The sequence below is a fragment of the Pseudomonas sp. JL3 genome (assembly GCF_031570575.1).
In the GTDB taxonomy this organism is placed as follows: Bacteria; Pseudomonadota; Gammaproteobacteria; order Pseudomonadales; family Pseudomonadaceae; genus Aquipseudomonas; species Aquipseudomonas cucumis.
Map to the genome: position 1 here is coordinate 34,084 of NZ_JAKWJK010000008.1, position 15,309 is coordinate 49,392.

The 15,309-nt window shown below is 59.9% G+C and carries 15 protein-coding genes; 9 read left to right on the plus strand and 6 right to left on the minus strand.

What is annotated here, in order from left to right; genetic code table 11:
* Nucleotides 1–14: 14 nt before the first annotated feature.
* The 4 genes from MMG91_RS15600 to MMG91_RS15615 all read left to right on the plus strand — a co-directional run bounded on the left by MMG91_RS15600 (nucleotide 15) and on the right by MMG91_RS15615 (nucleotide 3,870).
* Nucleotides 15–1,169, plus strand: coding sequence for a uroporphyrinogen-III C-methyltransferase (locus MMG91_RS15600; protein ID WP_310660087.1), 1,155 nt, complete (start codon nucleotides 15–17; stop codon nucleotides 1,167–1,169).
* On the plus strand, nucleotides 1,166–2,404 hold the full coding sequence (locus tag MMG91_RS15605; RefSeq protein WP_310660088.1) for a heme biosynthesis protein HemY: 1,239 nt from the start codon (nucleotides 1,166–1,168) through the stop codon (nucleotides 2,402–2,404). Before MMG91_RS15600 ends, MMG91_RS15605 begins: the two co-directional genes overlap by 4 nt.
* A gap of 263 nt (nucleotides 2,405–2,667) precedes the next feature.
* Nucleotides 2,668–3,219, plus strand: coding sequence for a disulfide bond formation protein B (locus MMG91_RS15610; protein WP_305447375.1), 552 nt, complete (start codon nucleotides 2,668–2,670; stop codon nucleotides 3,217–3,219).
* 180 nt (nucleotides 3,220–3,399) lie between these two features.
* Nucleotides 3,400–3,870 carry an Rsd/AlgQ family anti-sigma factor gene (locus MMG91_RS15615; protein WP_007941595.1) on the plus strand — a complete coding sequence of 157 codons (471 nt, stop codon included), beginning with the start codon at nucleotides 3,400–3,402 and terminating at the stop codon, nucleotides 3,868–3,870.
* Nucleotides 3,871–3,931: 61 nt separating this feature from the next.
* On the opposite strand, the gene MMG91_RS15620 is transcribed toward MMG91_RS15615, so the two are convergent.
* The gene (locus MMG91_RS15620; RefSeq protein ID WP_310660089.1) at nucleotides 3,932–4,597 is read right to left on the minus strand and encodes an FKBP-type peptidyl-prolyl cis-trans isomerase; all 666 of its coding nucleotides are present in this window, start codon (nucleotides 4,595–4,597) and stop codon (nucleotides 3,932–3,934) included.
* A 192-nt stretch (nucleotides 4,598–4,789) separates the two neighbouring features.
* Here MMG91_RS15620 and MMG91_RS15625 point away from each other — a divergent pair, with 192 nt between their 5' ends.
* Nucleotides 4,790–5,884, plus strand: coding sequence for an AlgP family protein (locus MMG91_RS15625; protein ID WP_310660090.1), 1,095 nt, complete (start codon nucleotides 4,790–4,792; stop codon nucleotides 5,882–5,884).
* On the opposite strand, the gene MMG91_RS15630 is transcribed toward MMG91_RS15625, so the two are convergent.
* Entirely contained in the window at nucleotides 5,881–6,345 is a 465-nt protein-coding gene (locus tag MMG91_RS15630; protein WP_305447372.1) for a TIGR02444 family protein, read from the minus strand. The genes MMG91_RS15625 and MMG91_RS15630 overlap by 4 nt on opposite strands.
* 50 nt (nucleotides 6,346–6,395) lie before the next feature.
* Here MMG91_RS15630 and MMG91_RS15635 point away from each other — a divergent pair, with 50 nt between their 5' ends.
* The 3 genes from MMG91_RS15635 (at nucleotide 6,396) to MMG91_RS15645 (ending at nucleotide 9,702) form a co-directional block, all read left to right on the plus strand.
* Complete coding sequence (locus MMG91_RS15635; protein WP_305447371.1) at nucleotides 6,396–8,306, plus strand: ATP-binding cassette domain-containing protein; 1,911 nt, start codon at nucleotides 6,396–6,398, stop codon at nucleotides 8,304–8,306.
* Entirely contained in the window at nucleotides 8,306–8,887 is a 582-nt protein-coding gene (locus MMG91_RS15640) for a mechanosensitive ion channel family protein (RefSeq protein WP_310660091.1), read from the plus strand. The genes MMG91_RS15635 and MMG91_RS15640 overlap by 1 nt, the downstream gene beginning before the upstream one ends.
* A gap of 182 nt (nucleotides 8,888–9,069) precedes the next feature.
* Nucleotides 9,070–9,702 (plus strand): LysE family transporter, encoded by a 633-nt coding sequence (locus tag MMG91_RS15645; RefSeq protein WP_310660092.1) that lies wholly within the window; start codon nucleotides 9,070–9,072, stop codon nucleotides 9,700–9,702.
* Nucleotides 9,703–9,863: 161 nt separating this feature from the next.
* Here the strand turns inward: MMG91_RS15645 and MMG91_RS15650 are convergent, their stop codons facing one another.
* Genes MMG91_RS15650 through MMG91_RS15665 form a run of 4 tightly spaced genes read right to left on the minus strand, consistent with a single transcriptional unit; the run spans nucleotide 9,864 to nucleotide 13,019 of the window.
* Nucleotides 9,864–10,607: a hypothetical protein gene (locus MMG91_RS15650; RefSeq protein ID WP_007899342.1), complete on the minus strand. Its 744-nt coding sequence runs from the start codon at nucleotides 10,605–10,607 to the stop codon at nucleotides 9,864–9,866.
* 3 nt (nucleotides 10,608–10,610) lie between these two features.
* Nucleotides 10,611–11,198 (minus strand): penicillin-binding protein activator LpoB, encoded by a 588-nt coding sequence (gene lpoB, locus MMG91_RS15655; RefSeq protein ID WP_008012492.1) that lies wholly within the window; start codon nucleotides 11,196–11,198, stop codon nucleotides 10,611–10,613.
* Between the two features lie 39 nt (nucleotides 11,199–11,237).
* On the minus strand, nucleotides 11,238–11,609 hold the full coding sequence (locus MMG91_RS15660) for a DUF1425 domain-containing protein (protein WP_305447368.1): 372 nt from the start codon (nucleotides 11,607–11,609) through the stop codon (nucleotides 11,238–11,240).
* Nucleotides 11,610–11,624: 15 nt separating this feature from the next.
* The gene (locus tag MMG91_RS15665; protein WP_310660093.1) at nucleotides 11,625–13,019 is read right to left on the minus strand and encodes a hypothetical protein; all 1,395 of its coding nucleotides are present in this window, start codon (nucleotides 13,017–13,019) and stop codon (nucleotides 11,625–11,627) included.
* 316 nt (nucleotides 13,020–13,335) lie between these two features.
* Here MMG91_RS15665 and MMG91_RS15670 point away from each other — a divergent pair, with 316 nt between their 5' ends.
* Nucleotides 13,336–15,234 carry an FTR1 family protein gene (locus MMG91_RS15670; RefSeq protein WP_310660094.1) on the plus strand — a complete coding sequence of 633 codons (1,899 nt, stop codon included), beginning with the start codon at nucleotides 13,336–13,338 and terminating at the stop codon, nucleotides 15,232–15,234.
* Nucleotides 15,235–15,309: the final 75 nt, after the last annotated feature.

Genomic DNA, 15,309 nt, shown 5'->3' on the forward strand with positions numbered 1-15,309 from the left:
CAAAGGATGGATACGTGAGCGAAACAGCCTTGCCTAAAGATGACGTCCGGCCCGTGCTTGATGCACCGGCTGATGCACCGGTTGAAACTGCGCCACCTGCTGTTGAGCAGCGCCGAGGCAATGGGTTGGCAATCGTCGCGCTATTGTTGGGCGCGGCCGGAGTTGCCGTGGGCGGTTGGGGAGTCTGGCAGGTGCGTCACCTGCAAGCCAATAACCAACAACAGTTGAGTCAACTACAGGCGTTGAATGATCAGGCGCAGAGCCTGAAGCTCAACGAGCAACGCCTGACGGCTCGCCTCGAGCAAATGCCTGCCGCCGAGGAGCTCGACGCACGCAGTCGTCTGGTCACTCAACTTCAGGGCGATCAGCAGCGTCTGAATCAACGTCTGGAAACCGTCCTCGGTGCCAGCCGCAAGGACTGGCGTCTGGCTGAAGCCGAGCACTTGCTGCGTCTGGCCAGCCTGCGCCTGTCTGCGTTGCAGGACATCAGCAGCGCCCAGGCTCTGGTGCAGGGCGCCGATGAAATTCTCCGTGAACAGAACGACCCGGGGGCTTTTGCCGCTCGCGAGCAAGTGGCCAAAACCCTGGTAGCCCTGCGCAGTACCGAACAGCCGGATCGCACCGGGCTGTTCCTGCGACTGGGTGCCTTGCGCGATCAAGTGATCAACCTCACCGAGTTGGCGCCTGAGTACAAGGACCGTGGCGAATCCCTGCTGGGCCTGACCGCCGATGGCGACGGTGCCAGTCGCTGGGCGCAATGGTGGGATCAGATCTCCCGTTATATCCGCATCGATTTCAGCGCTGACAAGAATGTCCGGCCGTTGCTGGCAGGACAGAGTCTGAGCCAAGTGCGTCTGGCCCTGAGCCTGGCGCTGGAGCAAGCACAGTGGGCCGCGCTCAATGGCCAGGCCGCGGTTTACACCCAGGCGCTGGCCGAAGCGCGGGACGTGCTCAAGGGCAATTTCAACCCGGACAACCCTCAGAGCAAAATCATGCTCGAGCAGGTGGTCGAACTGAGCAAGCAGCCGGTCACGGTGGTCACGCCAGATCTGACAGGCACGTTGAGTACGGTTCAGGCCTATCTTGAACGGCGCAACGTCAACGCCGAGGATTCGGTGAAACCTCTGGCCAAACCTGCCGCGAACACTATGCAGGAGGCCACGCCATGAAGCGCCTCTATGTGATCGTGTTCGTGGTCATCGCCGCTGCCGCCGCGCTGGGATTGGCGATTGCCGAGCATTCCGGCTATGTGCTGATCGCCTACAAAACTTTCCGTTACGAATCGAGCCTGTGGGCAACTCTGGCCCTGGTGGTCGTGCTGTGGCTGGTGTTCTGGGGCATCAAGGCGTTGATTGAGCTGGTGACGACTTCCGGTGGAGTGGTCAACCCATGGTCACGGCGCAATCGCAGTCGACGGGTGCAAGTGGCGATCGAGCACGGTCAGCTGGATCTGGCCGAGGGCCGCTGGGCCAGTGCGCAGCGTCATCTGTATCGCGCAGCGGAGGCCGAGCGCCAGCCGTTGCTCTATTACCTCGGTGCCGCCCGCGCCGCGAACGAACAAGGTCACTACGAGGAAAGCGACAACCTGCTGGAGCGCGCCCTCGAGCGGCAGCCCCAGGCCGAGCTGGCGATTGCCTTGAACCATGCCCAATTGCAGACTGACCGCGGCGACACTGAAGGCGCTCTGGTCACCCTGCAAGCCATGCACGAGCGTCATCCTCATAACGTCCAGACTCTGCGCCAGTTGCAGCGCCTGCATCAGCAGCGGGGCGACTGGTCGGCAGTGATTCGCTTATTGCCAGAGTTACGCAAGGACAAGGTGCTGCCACCGGCGGAACTGGCTGAGCTGGAGCGCCGCGCCTGGGGTGAAAATCTTTCGTTGGCGGCGCACCGGGAAGAGGACGGAACGGTTGGTCTGCAATCGCTCAATCGCGCCTGGCAGCAACTCACCGCTGCTCAGCGTCAGGAACCGCAACTGGTGCTGGCCTATGCCGAGCAATTGCGGCAACTGGGGGCGCAGGTAGAGGCCGAAGAGGTCCTGCGTGCAGCCCTCAAGCGCAAGTACGACAGCCATCTGGCACGCCTGTACGGGCTGGTTCGCGGCAGCGATCCGGCCAGGCAACTGCACACCGCCGAGGGTTGGCTCAAAGATCATCCCGCCGATCCGAGCCTGTTGCTGACGCTGGGCCGTTTGTGTCTGCAAAGCAGTCTATGGGGTAAGGCCAGGGATTATCTGGAAAGCAGCCTGCGTGTGCAGCGCAACCCTGAAGCCTGCGCCGAACTGGCGCGATTGCTGGCGCAACTGGGTGACACCGAACGCAGTAATCAGCTGTTCCAGGAGGGCTTGGGTCTATTGGATGAGCGCTTGCTGGCGGCACCGCTGCCGGTGCCGGCTCACGTTTGATTCGCGCGCGGGGCCAATGTAGGAGCTGCCGAAGGCTGCGATTTTTTGATCTTCTTATAAAAGAGCGCAGTCGCTTCGAATCCGCCACTGTTTCAGCGTTGTAATCCTTCACCGGCAAAGTCCTACAAAGGACTACATCAAATCCTCTCGACACTGTCGGGAATTCCCTACACTTCTGGTGAAGTGTCCGTGGCGGCCTGCCTTGAAAGGCTGCCGCGCTTTCCTCTACCGTAACCACCTGTCTCTACTGTTACGGAAAAGCCATGTCTTTGGCCTGCTCACGCTCCTTGTTTTTCATGGTTTTCATTGCAGGTGCCCTGGCCTTGGGCGTTTCCTATCACCTGGAATATGTGGTCGGCCTCAAGCCTTGCGGGTTGTGCCTGTTGCAGCGAGTTTGCCTGGCACTGCTCACGACTGTCTGCCTGGCGGCTTCAGTGCAGGGACCTGGCCGCTTTGGATCCTTCCTGTATTGGTTGCTGGGTCTGCTTTGCAGTCTGGCGGGTACCGTCACGGCATGGCGGCAAGTTCTGTTGCAGAGCAATCCGGTGCATCAGCTATCGGCATGTTCGCCCAATTTGGCCGATCTGTTCGCCAGTACGCCCTGGTTGTGTGTCGTGCAGCGAATGTTTAAAGGAACCGCCGACTGTGCGGAAATTTCCTGGACGCTGTTCGACCTGAGCATCCCGGAATGGAGTCTGCTGTTCTTCGTTGCGATGATGATTCTGGGCGGGTATCAGTTGTTGCGCCTTGTCTGGATCGCATGTCAGCGACCGCTCAGCGGCGAGTCGTCGCACCGGGTACTGCCAGGTGATTAAACACTTGTATGAACTTTATCTCCTGCGTACCTTGAAGCCATAGGCGCGCGGGCATAATCTGGCCCGCACGTGTCATTGGAATTATGTTGCTCGTTGCTGTTCTGCCTGACCAAGACCGGATGTGCCGAGTGTTGGGGGCAGGCGTAGAACGGCATGACCCATTAGGGAAGTGAGATCGCCATGTTAGATAGTTGTCAGAATGCTCAGGAACGCTGGGGTGGGGTTCATAAGCTCATTGACCGCTGGCTACAAGAGCGTGAAGAGTTGGTAAAGGCATTCCACGACTTGCGAAATGCCAAACCGGCTTTCGCCGACAAGTCCTTGAACGGTCGGTTCTGCGAGATTCTTGTCGATTATGTTTCTGCCTGGCACTTCGAAGTGAGCGAGCATCTGGTCAATGAGGCGAAGGCCTTTGGCGACGATGGCGGCCTTGAACTGGTGAAGCAGATCAACCCGCGTATCGACGTGAGCACCGAGATGGCCCTGTCCTTCAATGATCATTGCCACAAAGGTGATTGCAACGATACGGAGCGTTTCGCTGAAGCGCTGGAAAAACTGGGCAGCCAACTGCGTGAGCGCTTCGAGCTGGAAGATTGCCTGATCGAAGTGCTGCACACTGCTCACAAGGAAGAAAGTTCGGTTCAGGCCTGAACCCTTCTCGGCTAGAAACTGAAAACGGTGCGCAAGGCGCGCCGTTTTTCGTTTCCGGCATTCAGCTTGTAGCACCCCGCAATTCGACTTCGAATACCAGCGGGGTGAACGGCGCGATCAAGTCGCCGGCACCGTCGGCACCATAGGCTTGGGCCGATGGAATCACCAGACGCCATTTCGCGCCGACCGGCATGTTTTGCAACGCACTGCGCCATCCGCCGATTACGCTATCAAGACTGAACCACTGCGGCTGGCTGTTCTGGTCGAACACTGTGCCGTCAGGCAGGCGTCCGATATACAGCACCTGGACCTTGCCATTGGGGCCGGCCTTGGTACCGGTGCCCGGCGCCAACTCTGTCAGCAATATTCCATCGGCCATTTCGCGAACGCCAGGTTTGGCTTTTTCCTCGGCTAGAAAACGTCGCTCGTTTTCCAAAGCCAATTCGCTTTGCGGCACAGGCGATTGCATGGCAACCCGGGCTTCATGCTCGGCCAGAATCTGTTCGATTCGCTCATCTTTCAGTGCCAGCGGCTTGCCTTGATAGGCTTGCTGCAAACCTTCGAGCAGGGCCTGGAGTTGCAGATCCGGAACTTCCTGGCGCAAGCGTTCGCCAAGGCTTGCGCCCAAGCTGTAAGCGAGATCGTGAGCGTCATTTGCGGCGATTTTTTCGGCGGCCTGGGCCACGGAAAAAAACACGCACAGCGATAAAAAAAGGTAGCGCGACATGGGCACTCTCCGACCTGAGATGCGCAGGATTATGCCAGTGCGAATGCGCTCGAAGGTGAACTGGTTTTATCTAAGCGCAGAACTTTTTTGATTCGTTGCAACGGAGTACTTTAGATACTGTCAACATGCCCTAGCGGCGGTAGCAGCAGAGGTCTAGTATGAGCCGCATTCACGTCAGCCAGGAGGTAAACCATGTCGGCCACCAAGAAGCCTGTAAATACTCCGTTGCACTTACTCCAACAACTCTCGGGCAGCTTGCTCGAGCATTTGGAAAACGCTTGTTCCCAAGCTATGGCTGATGCTGAAAAACTGCTCGCCAAGTTGGAAAAGCAGCGCGGAAAAGCGCAGGAAAAACTGCACAAATCCCGGACCAAATTGCAGGACGCTGCGGCGGCCGGCAAAGCCAAGGCGCAAGCCAAAGCCAAAGATGCGGTGAAAGAACTTGAGGACTTGCTCGATGCCCTCAAGGATCGCCAGTCCGAAACGCGCAGCTACATCCTGCAACTCAAACGCGACGCTCAAGAAAGCCTGAAACTGGCCCAGGGTGTCGGTCGTGTCCAAGAGGCTGTCGGCAAGGCGTTGTCCCTGCGTTCGGCCAAGCCAGCTGCGGCACCTGCGAAGAAAGCCGCTGCCAAACCGGCTGCTGTAAAAGCATCGGCCAAGCCTGCTGCCAAAGCTGTAGTGAAAGCCGCAGCCAAGCCAGCTGCAAAACCGGCGGCGAAAAAACCAGTCGCTGCCAGTGCTGCGAAACCAGCGGCTAAAACGACGGCTGCCAAACCTGCCGCCAAGCCAGCTGCTGCTAAAACAGCTGCAAAAACCACCGCGGCAAAAACTGCAGCGGCAAAACCAGCGGCTAAATCTGCTGCCAAGCCAGCCGCTAGAACTGCCGCCGCTAAACCGGCTGCCAAGCCAGCCGCTAAACCTGTCGCGGCTAAAACCGCCGCAGCCAAGCCTGCTGCAAAACCAGCGGCTAAACCCGCTGCCAAGCCAGCCGCTAAACCGGCTGCCAAAACTGCTGCTGCGAAACCTGCTGCTGCCAAACCAGCCGCCGCAAAAACGGCTGCAAAACCGGCTGCAAAACCAGCAGCTAAGCCAGCAGCAAAACCGGCCGTGAAAAAGCCAGTCGCCACTGCCAAGCCGGCCGCTGCGCCAACGATCAAGCCAGCAACTCCGGCCCCGGCTTCCTCGGCTTCGCCCTCGCCGGCAGCAACCACCTCGACCACCACGTCTGCGCCAACGCCAGCCGCGTCGTCGAGCACCAGCACCACCCCAACCAGCGCTTCCTAAGTGCCGGTTGCCGCGACGCGCAGCTGATGCAGCGCGTCGCGGTCCAGGTTGGCGGCGTCTGCTGCCACACCTTCCAGCCAGGCCGTTCGTTCGGTCTCCTCACACTGCGGCCAACTCTGTGCCAATCTTTCCAGCCGTGACAACAGATGTCGTTCGGCTTCCATCTCTAGTGACTTTACTTGTTCGCGCAAATCATTCAGCCCGGCATCCTCGCTAGCGGCGGCTTTCCATTGCAGGCGCAAGGCGCGCAACGGTTGCACGACATCCGCGTCCCAAGGCCCGGCTACATCGCGAAGCAGCTGCAAGCGTTGCTTGTTGCAGGTAACTCCACGCTCTTCCAGCCACAACCCGCATAGCAGCAGGCACACATTCACGCCTGCCGACTGCAATTGCAGGCACGCACGTTCCACCCCGCGACGGGAATAAGTGAAAACGGAAAAGCTCCACAGGTCAGAGGACATAGTGCTACTCGCGCCAGTTGCGAGCGAAGCTGGTAGACTCCGCCGCCATTATGATTCGACTTCAGAACCTGACTTTACAGCGTGGCCCGCAACGTCTGCTAGAAGACGCCGAGCTGACCCTGCACGCCGGCCACAAAGCCGGCCTCATCGGTGCCAACGGCGCCGGCAAATCGAGCCTGTTCGCCTTGATTCGTGGCGAACTGCACCCGGACTCGGGTGACTGCTTCCTGCCGGCCGACTGGCGCATCGCCCACATGCGTCAGGAAATCGAGACGCTCGAACGCCTGGCGGTCGACTACGTGCTCGATGGTGACCTGCGTCTGCGCCAGGTGCAACATGACCTGGCGGCAGCCGAAGCAGCCCACGACGGTGCCGCTCAGGCCCGCCTGCATTCGGAACTCGACAGCGCCGATGGCTACACCGCCGACGCTCGGGCTCGAAAGCTGCTGGCCGGCCTTGGGTTCACCAACGAGCAGATGGATCGACAGGTAGGAGATTTCTCCGGTGGCTGGCGGATGCGTCTGAACCTGGCGCAGGCTTTGATGTGCCCTTCGGACCTGTTGCTGCTCGACGAACCGACCAACCACTTGGACCTTGACGCCATCATCTGGCTCGAAGAGTGGCTTAAAAGCTACCCCGGCACCTTGCTGCTGATTTCCCACGACCGGGACTTCCTCGATGCCGTGGTCGATCACGTAGCCCACGTCGATCAACGCAAGATCACCCTGTATCGCGGTGGTTACAGCGCCTTCGAACGCGCCCGTGCCGAACGTCTGGCCCAGCAACAACAGGCCTACGAGAAGCAACAGGCGCAACGTGCGCACATGGAAAGCTACATCGCCCGCTTCAAGGCCCAGGCCACCAAGGCCCGTCAGGCCCAGAGCCGGATCAAGGCGCTGGAGCGGATGGAAGAGCTGTCCGCCGCCCACGTCGATTCGCCGTTCGACTTCGTCTTCCGCGAATCGACGAAAATTTCCAGCCCACTGATTGACCTATCGGATGCTCGACTGGGTTACGGCGACAAAGCCGTGCTGGAGAAGGTCAAGCTGCAACTGACCCCCGGCGCGCGGATCGGTTTGCTCGGCCCCAACGGCGCGGGTAAATCGACCCTGATCAAAAACCTCGCCGGTGAGCTTGAGCCGTTGGCCGGTCGCCTGACGCGCGGTGAAAACACTGTCGTTGGCTACTTCGCCCAGCATCAGCTGGATTCCCTTGACTCCAAGGCCAGCCCGTTGCTGCACTTGCAGCGCCTGGCGCCGACCGAGCGTGAGCAGACCCTGCGCGATTTCCTCGGCGGGTTCGATTTCCGCGGCGCGCGTATCGATGAGCCGGTACTGAATTTCTCCGGCGGTGAGAAGGCGCGTCTGGCCTTGGCCTTGATCGCTTGGGATCGACCGAACCTGTTGCTGCTCGACGAACCGACCAACCACCTGGACCTGGAAATGCGTCTGGCGCTGACCATGGCCCTGCAGGAGTTCAGTGGCGCGGTACTGGTGGTCTCACACGATCGCCATCTGCTCAAAAGCACCACTGACAATTTCTATCTGGTGGCAGACGGCAAGGTCGAGGAGTTCGACGGCGACCTGGAAGACTACGCCCGTTGGCTGGTCGAATACCGTCAACGCAATGCCCCGGTCAGCAATACCCCGGTTAATCCGGACAAGACCGACAAGAAGGCCCAGCGCCAGGCCGCTGCTGCGTTGCGTCAGCAACTGGCACCGCACAAGCGTGAGGCCGACAAGCTTGAAGCCGAGTTGGGCAAGCTGCACGAGAAGCTGGCGAAAATCGATACCAGCCTTGGCGACAGCGACATTTACGAGCCGATGCGCAAGAACGATTTGCGTGATCTGCTGGCTGAACAAGCCAAGCTGAAGGTGCGTGAAGCCGAACTGGAAGAAGCCTGGATGGAAGCGCTGGAACTGCTCGAAAGCATGCAGGCGGAGCTGGAGGCACTCTCCTGATGGAAGCCTTCAAGCTGCCGTTGCCGGCGATGTGGGTCGAGCCGCTCTGGCTGGTCGTGCAAATTCTGCTGATCCTGCTGGCCGGTTATATCGTCCAGCGAATCGTCGCTAAATGCCTGACGCGATTGGGTGAGCGCTACCCGTTTCCGCCGCAGTTTTTCATGCCGCTGCGCGGCGGTTTGCGCTGGCTGATCATGGGCAGCGCGTTGATCTTCGTGCTGGAACGCCTCGGCGTGTCGGCCACGGTGCTCTGGACGGCGTTGTCCGGTTTCGTTGCGGTGGCCGCCGTGGCGTTTTTCGCCATGTGGAGCGTGCTCTCCAACCTGCTGTGCGCGATCCTGATCTTCACCGTCGGCCCATTCCGTATCGGTGATGTGGTCGAGTTGGTGGATACGACCGACAAGCCCGGCGTCAAAGGCCGGGTGGTGGCGATCAATCTGCTCTACACCACGCTTATCGAAGCCGAAGAACTCGGTACCGGCAGCGCTATGGTGCAAGTGCCCAATAGCCTTTTCTTCCAGCGTTCGGTTCGACGCTGGCGCGGTACTGATGTGTTCCCTTCGAGCGGCTTCGAAAGGTAAGCCTTCTGTTGCCTGACACACCGCTTTCGCGGGCTTGCCCGCGATGGCGGTCTGTCAGGCGATGGGCCCTTCAAGCCGTAAACGCTGGTCGACAGTCGCTCTGTCCTACAAAAAATCGGTAGTCATCGGCCCAAAGGCGCATTAGCTTAGACGTCTGTCACGAGTCTGAGTCGAGGTGTGCGATGGTGCTTCAAACATGGCTGGCGTTTTTTGCCGCCTGCTGGGTGATTAGTCTGTCTCCCGGTGCCGGCGCCATTGCGTCGATGTCCAGCGGTTTGCGCTATGGTTTCTGGCGCGGTTACTGGAACGCCTTGGGCTTGCAACTGGGCCTTGCGTTGCAGATTGCGATTGTTGCTGCCGGTGTCGGTGCGATCCTCACGGCCTCCGCTACGGCTTTCTATGCGATCAAATGGTTCGGCGTGGCCTACCTGGTCTACCTCGCGGTCAAGCAATGGCGCGCGTTGCCCAATGATATGAACGACGACGCGGCCATCCGGCAGATCGGCAAGCCGATGGCGCTGGTGTTCCGCGGTTTTCTGGTAAACGTCAGCAACCCCAAGGCCTTGGTGTTCATGCTCGCGGTGCTGCCGCAATTCATCGATCCCCACGCGCCGCTGGTGGCTCAGTACCTGATTCTCGGCGTGACCATGATCTGTGTCGACTTGATCGTCATGGCCGGCTACACCGGTCTGGCGGCCAAGGTGCTGCGTTTGCTGCGTACGCCCAAGCAGCAAAAACGCATGAACCGCACCTTTGCCGGGCTGTTCATCGGCGCGGCGGCGTTCATGGCGACCCTGCGCAAAGCGGCGGTGTAAAACCTTCAGGCACAAAAAAGGCGACCTCTTCAGGTCGCCTGATCGTTCCCATGCTCTGCGTGGGAATGCCTCAACGGACGCTCCGCGTTCGGCTCTTTGGGACGCAGAGCGTCCCTGGTTGCTGCATTCCCACGCGGAGCGTGGGAACGATCAGAGCCTGCTCAGTGCAGAATCACCGGTGCCGTATCCCGAGGCAGGTTATTGCGCAACGGCGCTTGCCCCGGCTGCTCGTAGCCACCGCCACCGAGCTGTTGGCTCAGTTGCGCAGCCACATCCTCACCCAATGCCTTGGACACATCGCGCACCACCCGTGGGCGGTTCAGCGAAATCTTGATATCCCGGCCATTCACCAGTTTGGTGTCCTGACCTTCGCCCATCGCCGTGAAGGCCGAGGTGATCTCGAAGGTCTTGGTATTGATCAGGCTGAAATCCGCCACTAGCGTCAGCCCCAGCACCGCTGAATAACTGTCGGTGTTGGCCAGTTCATTCATGTCGCGGGTGAAGTCGATGTCTGACACAGTGCCGAACAGCACATAGTCGGCACCCTTGAAGCTGCCGGCCTTGATGCGCTTGATCACGTCATACACATCACCTTTGGACGATGCGGTGTAAGGCGTGCCCTGCACCAGCTGGAACATGCCGGTGCGCAGAATCTCACCCTTGATGTCGCCGGTGAATTTTCGCAGTTCACCTTGCTCGATGTAGCTGCTGGTTGCTTCGTACTCTTCGTAACTGGACGAACCGCTGGCGCCGTAATAGCTCTGGCTGTGGTTGCTCTGGGCCGAAACAGTGTGGACGTATTGCTCCACCCGTTCCTGATACGCCAGGTCCGCTACTGCGACTTTCGGGGCCGCTTGCACGCTGAACGCGCAAGCCAGGGCCATCATGCCAATCCATGCGCGCATCGATTAACGCTCCGTGGTTTTGCGAATCTCTTTTTCGTCCATCCACTCGGCCAGACCGCTTTCAACGTCGATCAACTGCAGGCTGAATTTGTAGAAGACGTCCTTGTAGTCGCTGCTGCGTTTGACGATCGAGCTGATCGAGCCTTCGATGCGATATTTGGCAGCGATCATGTTGCCGGTCTTGGCCACGGTGCTTTTCTTGTACAAGCCGCTCTGGTTTTGCAGCTTGAGCTGGTCGACCTGGCTTTGCATCGCGGTGTTGTCGCTGGCGAAGCGGGCGACGCCGGTCTTCATCAACTGGGTCTTGATGCTGGTGGTGATTTCGCGGGTATCGATGTACTCGCTGGTCTTGTTCTTCACGTCGTAGACCTGAACCACCGGACGGCCTTGCAGGATGCCGGACTGGGCCAGGGAGCGGGTCATGGATTCGGCGATCATCTGCAGGTCGGTGGAGCCGAACTCGTTGGTCACGGTTTCCACGGCTTTGGTGTCGCCGTAGCTGATGTTTTTACTGCCCAGGGTCGGCGAAGTGTTGGCGCAACCGCTGGCCAGGAGGGCAATGACGGCGATGAACGAAAAGCGTGCAAACATGGGAATGCTCTCTAGAACTGAACGAATAGGGTGTCGGGCTTAAGGCGTTTTGATTTCGAGACGGAAATCCACGGCTTTGGCGGTTGGCGCGATAGCCTGAATGAAGCTGGTCTGCGCGCCGTACATCATCTGGCTTTTCCAGACTTCTTCCTCGGCCACCGGGAAGCCTTCCGGGCCGAGCCAGGCAAAGCGGTAGTAGAACGTCTTGTTGCTGTTGAGGGTGTTGCTCAACTGCACATTAACGGTCATGAAACCGTTCTCGCGGGCGACGCGCATGGCGCCGACCACGATGTGTTTCTGCGGGCCCATGGCCACGACCTTGCTGGCAGCGCTGCCTGGCTCCGGCGGTGGCGGGGTGGCGCAGCCGGCCAGCAAGGCGAGGGCGACGACAGCGATGAATTTGAAGCGCATGCAAAGACTCCGTTCTTAAGGTTGTTTGAGGCTGGCCACGGCGGTCGGGTTGGCGCTCGGGATCACGTGCGCAGCCAGGCCGCTGGCGAATACTTGATTGCCCACGGCGCGCAGGGTGATGACCTGAAAACGCTGATCGACGTTGACCTTGACCACCGAGCCGCCCACGGCGCTCGGCAGCGTGAGGCTATGCTCGCCTTTCTTCAGACGCAGACGCACCACCTGAGTGTTGTCCGGCAGCGTGCGCCACGTACGGGTATCGGCGCCTTCGAGTACGGCTGAAGTGATGCCGACCGCAAGACCGGCCAGTGGGTTGGTTTCGTTGATCTGCTTCTGTGCCACGCCACGGGTGATCGCCCGCACGGTGGTGCGCAGGATGATGCCCGGCATGTCATCACGCAGCGCGCGACGGGACATGGCGGTGGTGCTGTTGAGTTGGGTCAAGTCCAGCTGCTGACCGTCCACGCCGATCTGGGCGAAGGTAGCGGTGGAGGTGTCCGGTTTGATGATCGGAAACGACAGCGGCGTGATCACCACGTTGTTGCTGATCGGCAATGGCAGCGGAATGCGGATCGAGTCGCGGGACGGCGCCAGGCCGCTTTGCACAACGATCAGGATGTCGCTGTCATCGTTCTTGGCGGGTTTGTCGAGATTCACCAGCGCCTGTTCCAGCAGCGGTGTGTTCGGGCGCAGCTCGGCGGCCTTGCGATAACCCGGCGCCGCCAGATCTTTCTCGCCCAGGGCTTCATAGACGAAACCGGCCAGGTAATGGCTGAATGCGCTCTGGTAGCTGTTTTTCAGACCGACCACTTCCGGGGCATCGAGACTGGCCACCGGATAGCCCTGAAGATCCTTGTACTGGGTTTTGACGCCTTCTTTCTCGGCTTGCTCTTCGCTCTTGAGGTATTCCTTGTCACGCAGGTCGGCGATCACCGCTTCACGCTCGTGAGTCTTCTTGATTGCGGTGCGCGCGCCGTCGAAGTCATTCACTGCCAGCAGGTTGAGGGCCATCTGCGTGGTCAGCATGACTTTTTCGTAGTCGTAGCCTTCGTAGCGACGAACCTTGTCGTTGACCAGGAAGCTGCCGAACTGGGCCAGGTATTTGTCGGTGTCGAGCTTGACCGCATCTTCCCACTTGCCCACCACCTGATCGGCGCTGGTCCAGGCGTTCTGGCTGCCCGACAAGTCGCCCTTGGCGCGCAGCAGTTCACCCTTCTCGAAGTAGTAGAGCAGGTCTTTGTCTTTGCTGGTGTTGTTCTTTTCCAGCAGGGTCAATGCGGCGTCGACGTTGCCGGAAGCCAATTGCTGGTTGGTTTGCGCAAGTTCCGAATCGTAGTTACGAAAGGCCGAGCAGCCGGAAAGCAATGTGACAGCGCTGAGCGCGATCAAGGTGGGGGCACGGAATGCCATAAGGGGTACGTCTTCCCTGAATATAAGCAGCCGCGTGCTGGTCGGGCTGTTGGGACCATCGGCAGGGCTTTGGCCTCCTGCCAATTCCTCATAAAAAGAGGAGCTTAAATGCCGCATCGCTATAACGACGGCGCGGCATTATAAACAGGGATGCTGGCTATGTAATGGCTTTTTAATTTCATTATTCCACAGCGTGCCACTGCTTATTTCAGGCCTGATACCTCAGCGTTTCGCTCTGGAAATACCAACAAAGCTTGAGTGAAACTCATTGGGAGTGAACAATGTGTTACTTCGTATTTCCATTTGAGATTTATTCATGATTGCCTCCTCTCGTTTTCTGGCGTGGCTCGTGCTGCCGGTGATCGCGTTTTGCAGCTTCAATGCGCTGGCCGAAACCGCGGAAGGTGCGCCCAAGGCCCTGCATTTGCTCGATTACATCGGCGCCGATTACCCGGCGACGGTCGAGGCGGGCAAAATCATCGATGAGTCTGAATACCGCGAACAGCAGGAATTCCTGAAGGTGCTGCAAGGTTTGATCGCCGACTTGCCGGCCAAACCCGAACGCGCAGAGCTGGAGCAGGGCGTCAGCAACCTTGGCGCTGCAATCGCCGCTCGCAAGGACGGCGCGGATGTCGCCCGTCAGGCGCGGCAGCTGGGGGCGAAACTGGCGGTGACCTATGAGGTCAGCCAGGCCCCGGTCATCACCCCGGACCCGACTCGCGGCGCGCCGCTGTATGCCCAGCAATGCTCGGTATGCCATGGCGATGCGGGCGCTGGTGATGGCCCGGCAGGCGTCGGCATGACGCCACCGCCGGCCAATTTGCGCGATGCCGTGCGCCTGGACCGTCTGAGCCTCTATGCGATCTACAACACGCTGGGCATGGGCGTCGAAGGCACCGACATGCCGGCCTTCGCCGATCAACTGGATGATCGCCAACGTTGGGACCTGGCGACCTACATCGCCAGCTTCAGCGCCGACCCGGCCGCGGCAAAATCCGGGAAAACCTACAACATCGCCGACCTGGCACGTCAGACGCCAGCCGAAGTGCAGGCCGCCGAGGGGTCGCAAGCGGCCGCGACCTTCCGTGCGCAACGAGCGCAACCGCCGCAGGTCAAGCGTGGCCCGGGGCAGTTGCTGGATTACACGGCGGCCACCTTGGACAAGAGCATCGCAGCCTACCGCGCCGGCGATCACGATCAGGCTTACGACCTGTCGGTGGCGGCGTACCTGGAAGGCTTCGAGCTGGTCGAAAGCTCTCTGGACAACGTCGACGCCAACGTGCGCAAAGACACTGAGAAGTCCCTGATGGCTTACCGCCAGTCGTTGCAGGATGGCTTGCCGGTGGCCCAGGCCGAGCAGCGTCTGGAGGCGGCCAAAGCCAAATTGAAAGAGTCCGCTGGCCTGCTCGGCAGTGATGGCTTGAGCTGGTCGCTGAGCTACATTTCCGGTCTGTTGATTCTGTTGCGAGAAGGTCTGGAAGCGATTCTGGTGCTCGCGGCGATCCTCGCGTTCCTGCGCAATACCGGTCAGCAATCGGCGGTGCGCAGCGTCAATATCGGATGGGGCCTGGCACTGCTGGCCGGGCTGGCGACCTGGGCGGTGGCGGCGTATGTGATCGACGTCAGCGGTGCCCAGCGTGAACTGCTGGAAGGTGCGACGGCGTTGTTTGCCAGTGTCATGGTGCTCTGGCTCGGGGTGTGGATGCACGACCGTCGCCACGCAGCGGCCTGGCAGGATTACATCAAGAGCAGCCTGGTGAGCGGTGGCGGGCGTTTCGGCTTTGCGATCCTGGCGTTCTTCTCGGTGTATCGCGAGCTGTTCGAAGTGATCCTGTTTTACGAAACCCTGTGGTTGCAGGCCGGGCCGGCAGGGCACAACGCTGTAATGGCGGGCGGGGCGACGGCGCTGGTATTACTGATCGGTCTGGCGTGGGTGATTCTGCGCGGCTCGGCAAAACTGCCGCTGGCGTTGTTCTTTGGCATCAATGCCGGGCTGCTGTGCGCGTTGTCGGTGGTGTTTGCCGGCCATGGCGTGAAGGCGTTGCAGGAAGCCGGGATCTTCGGCACGCGGCCGGTGCCGTTCTTTGACTTCGACTGGCTGGGGATCCACGCTGATGCCTATTCGCTGAGTGCGCAGGCCGTGGCGATCATTGCGATCATCGTGCTGTACAGCCGTAGCCGGATGGCCGAGAAGCGGCGTCTGCCGGTTTCTTAAAAGCATTCGCTGCGCTCACAATCGCGAGCAGGCTCGCTCCCACAGGATTGCGTATAACCTGTGGGAGCGGGCCTG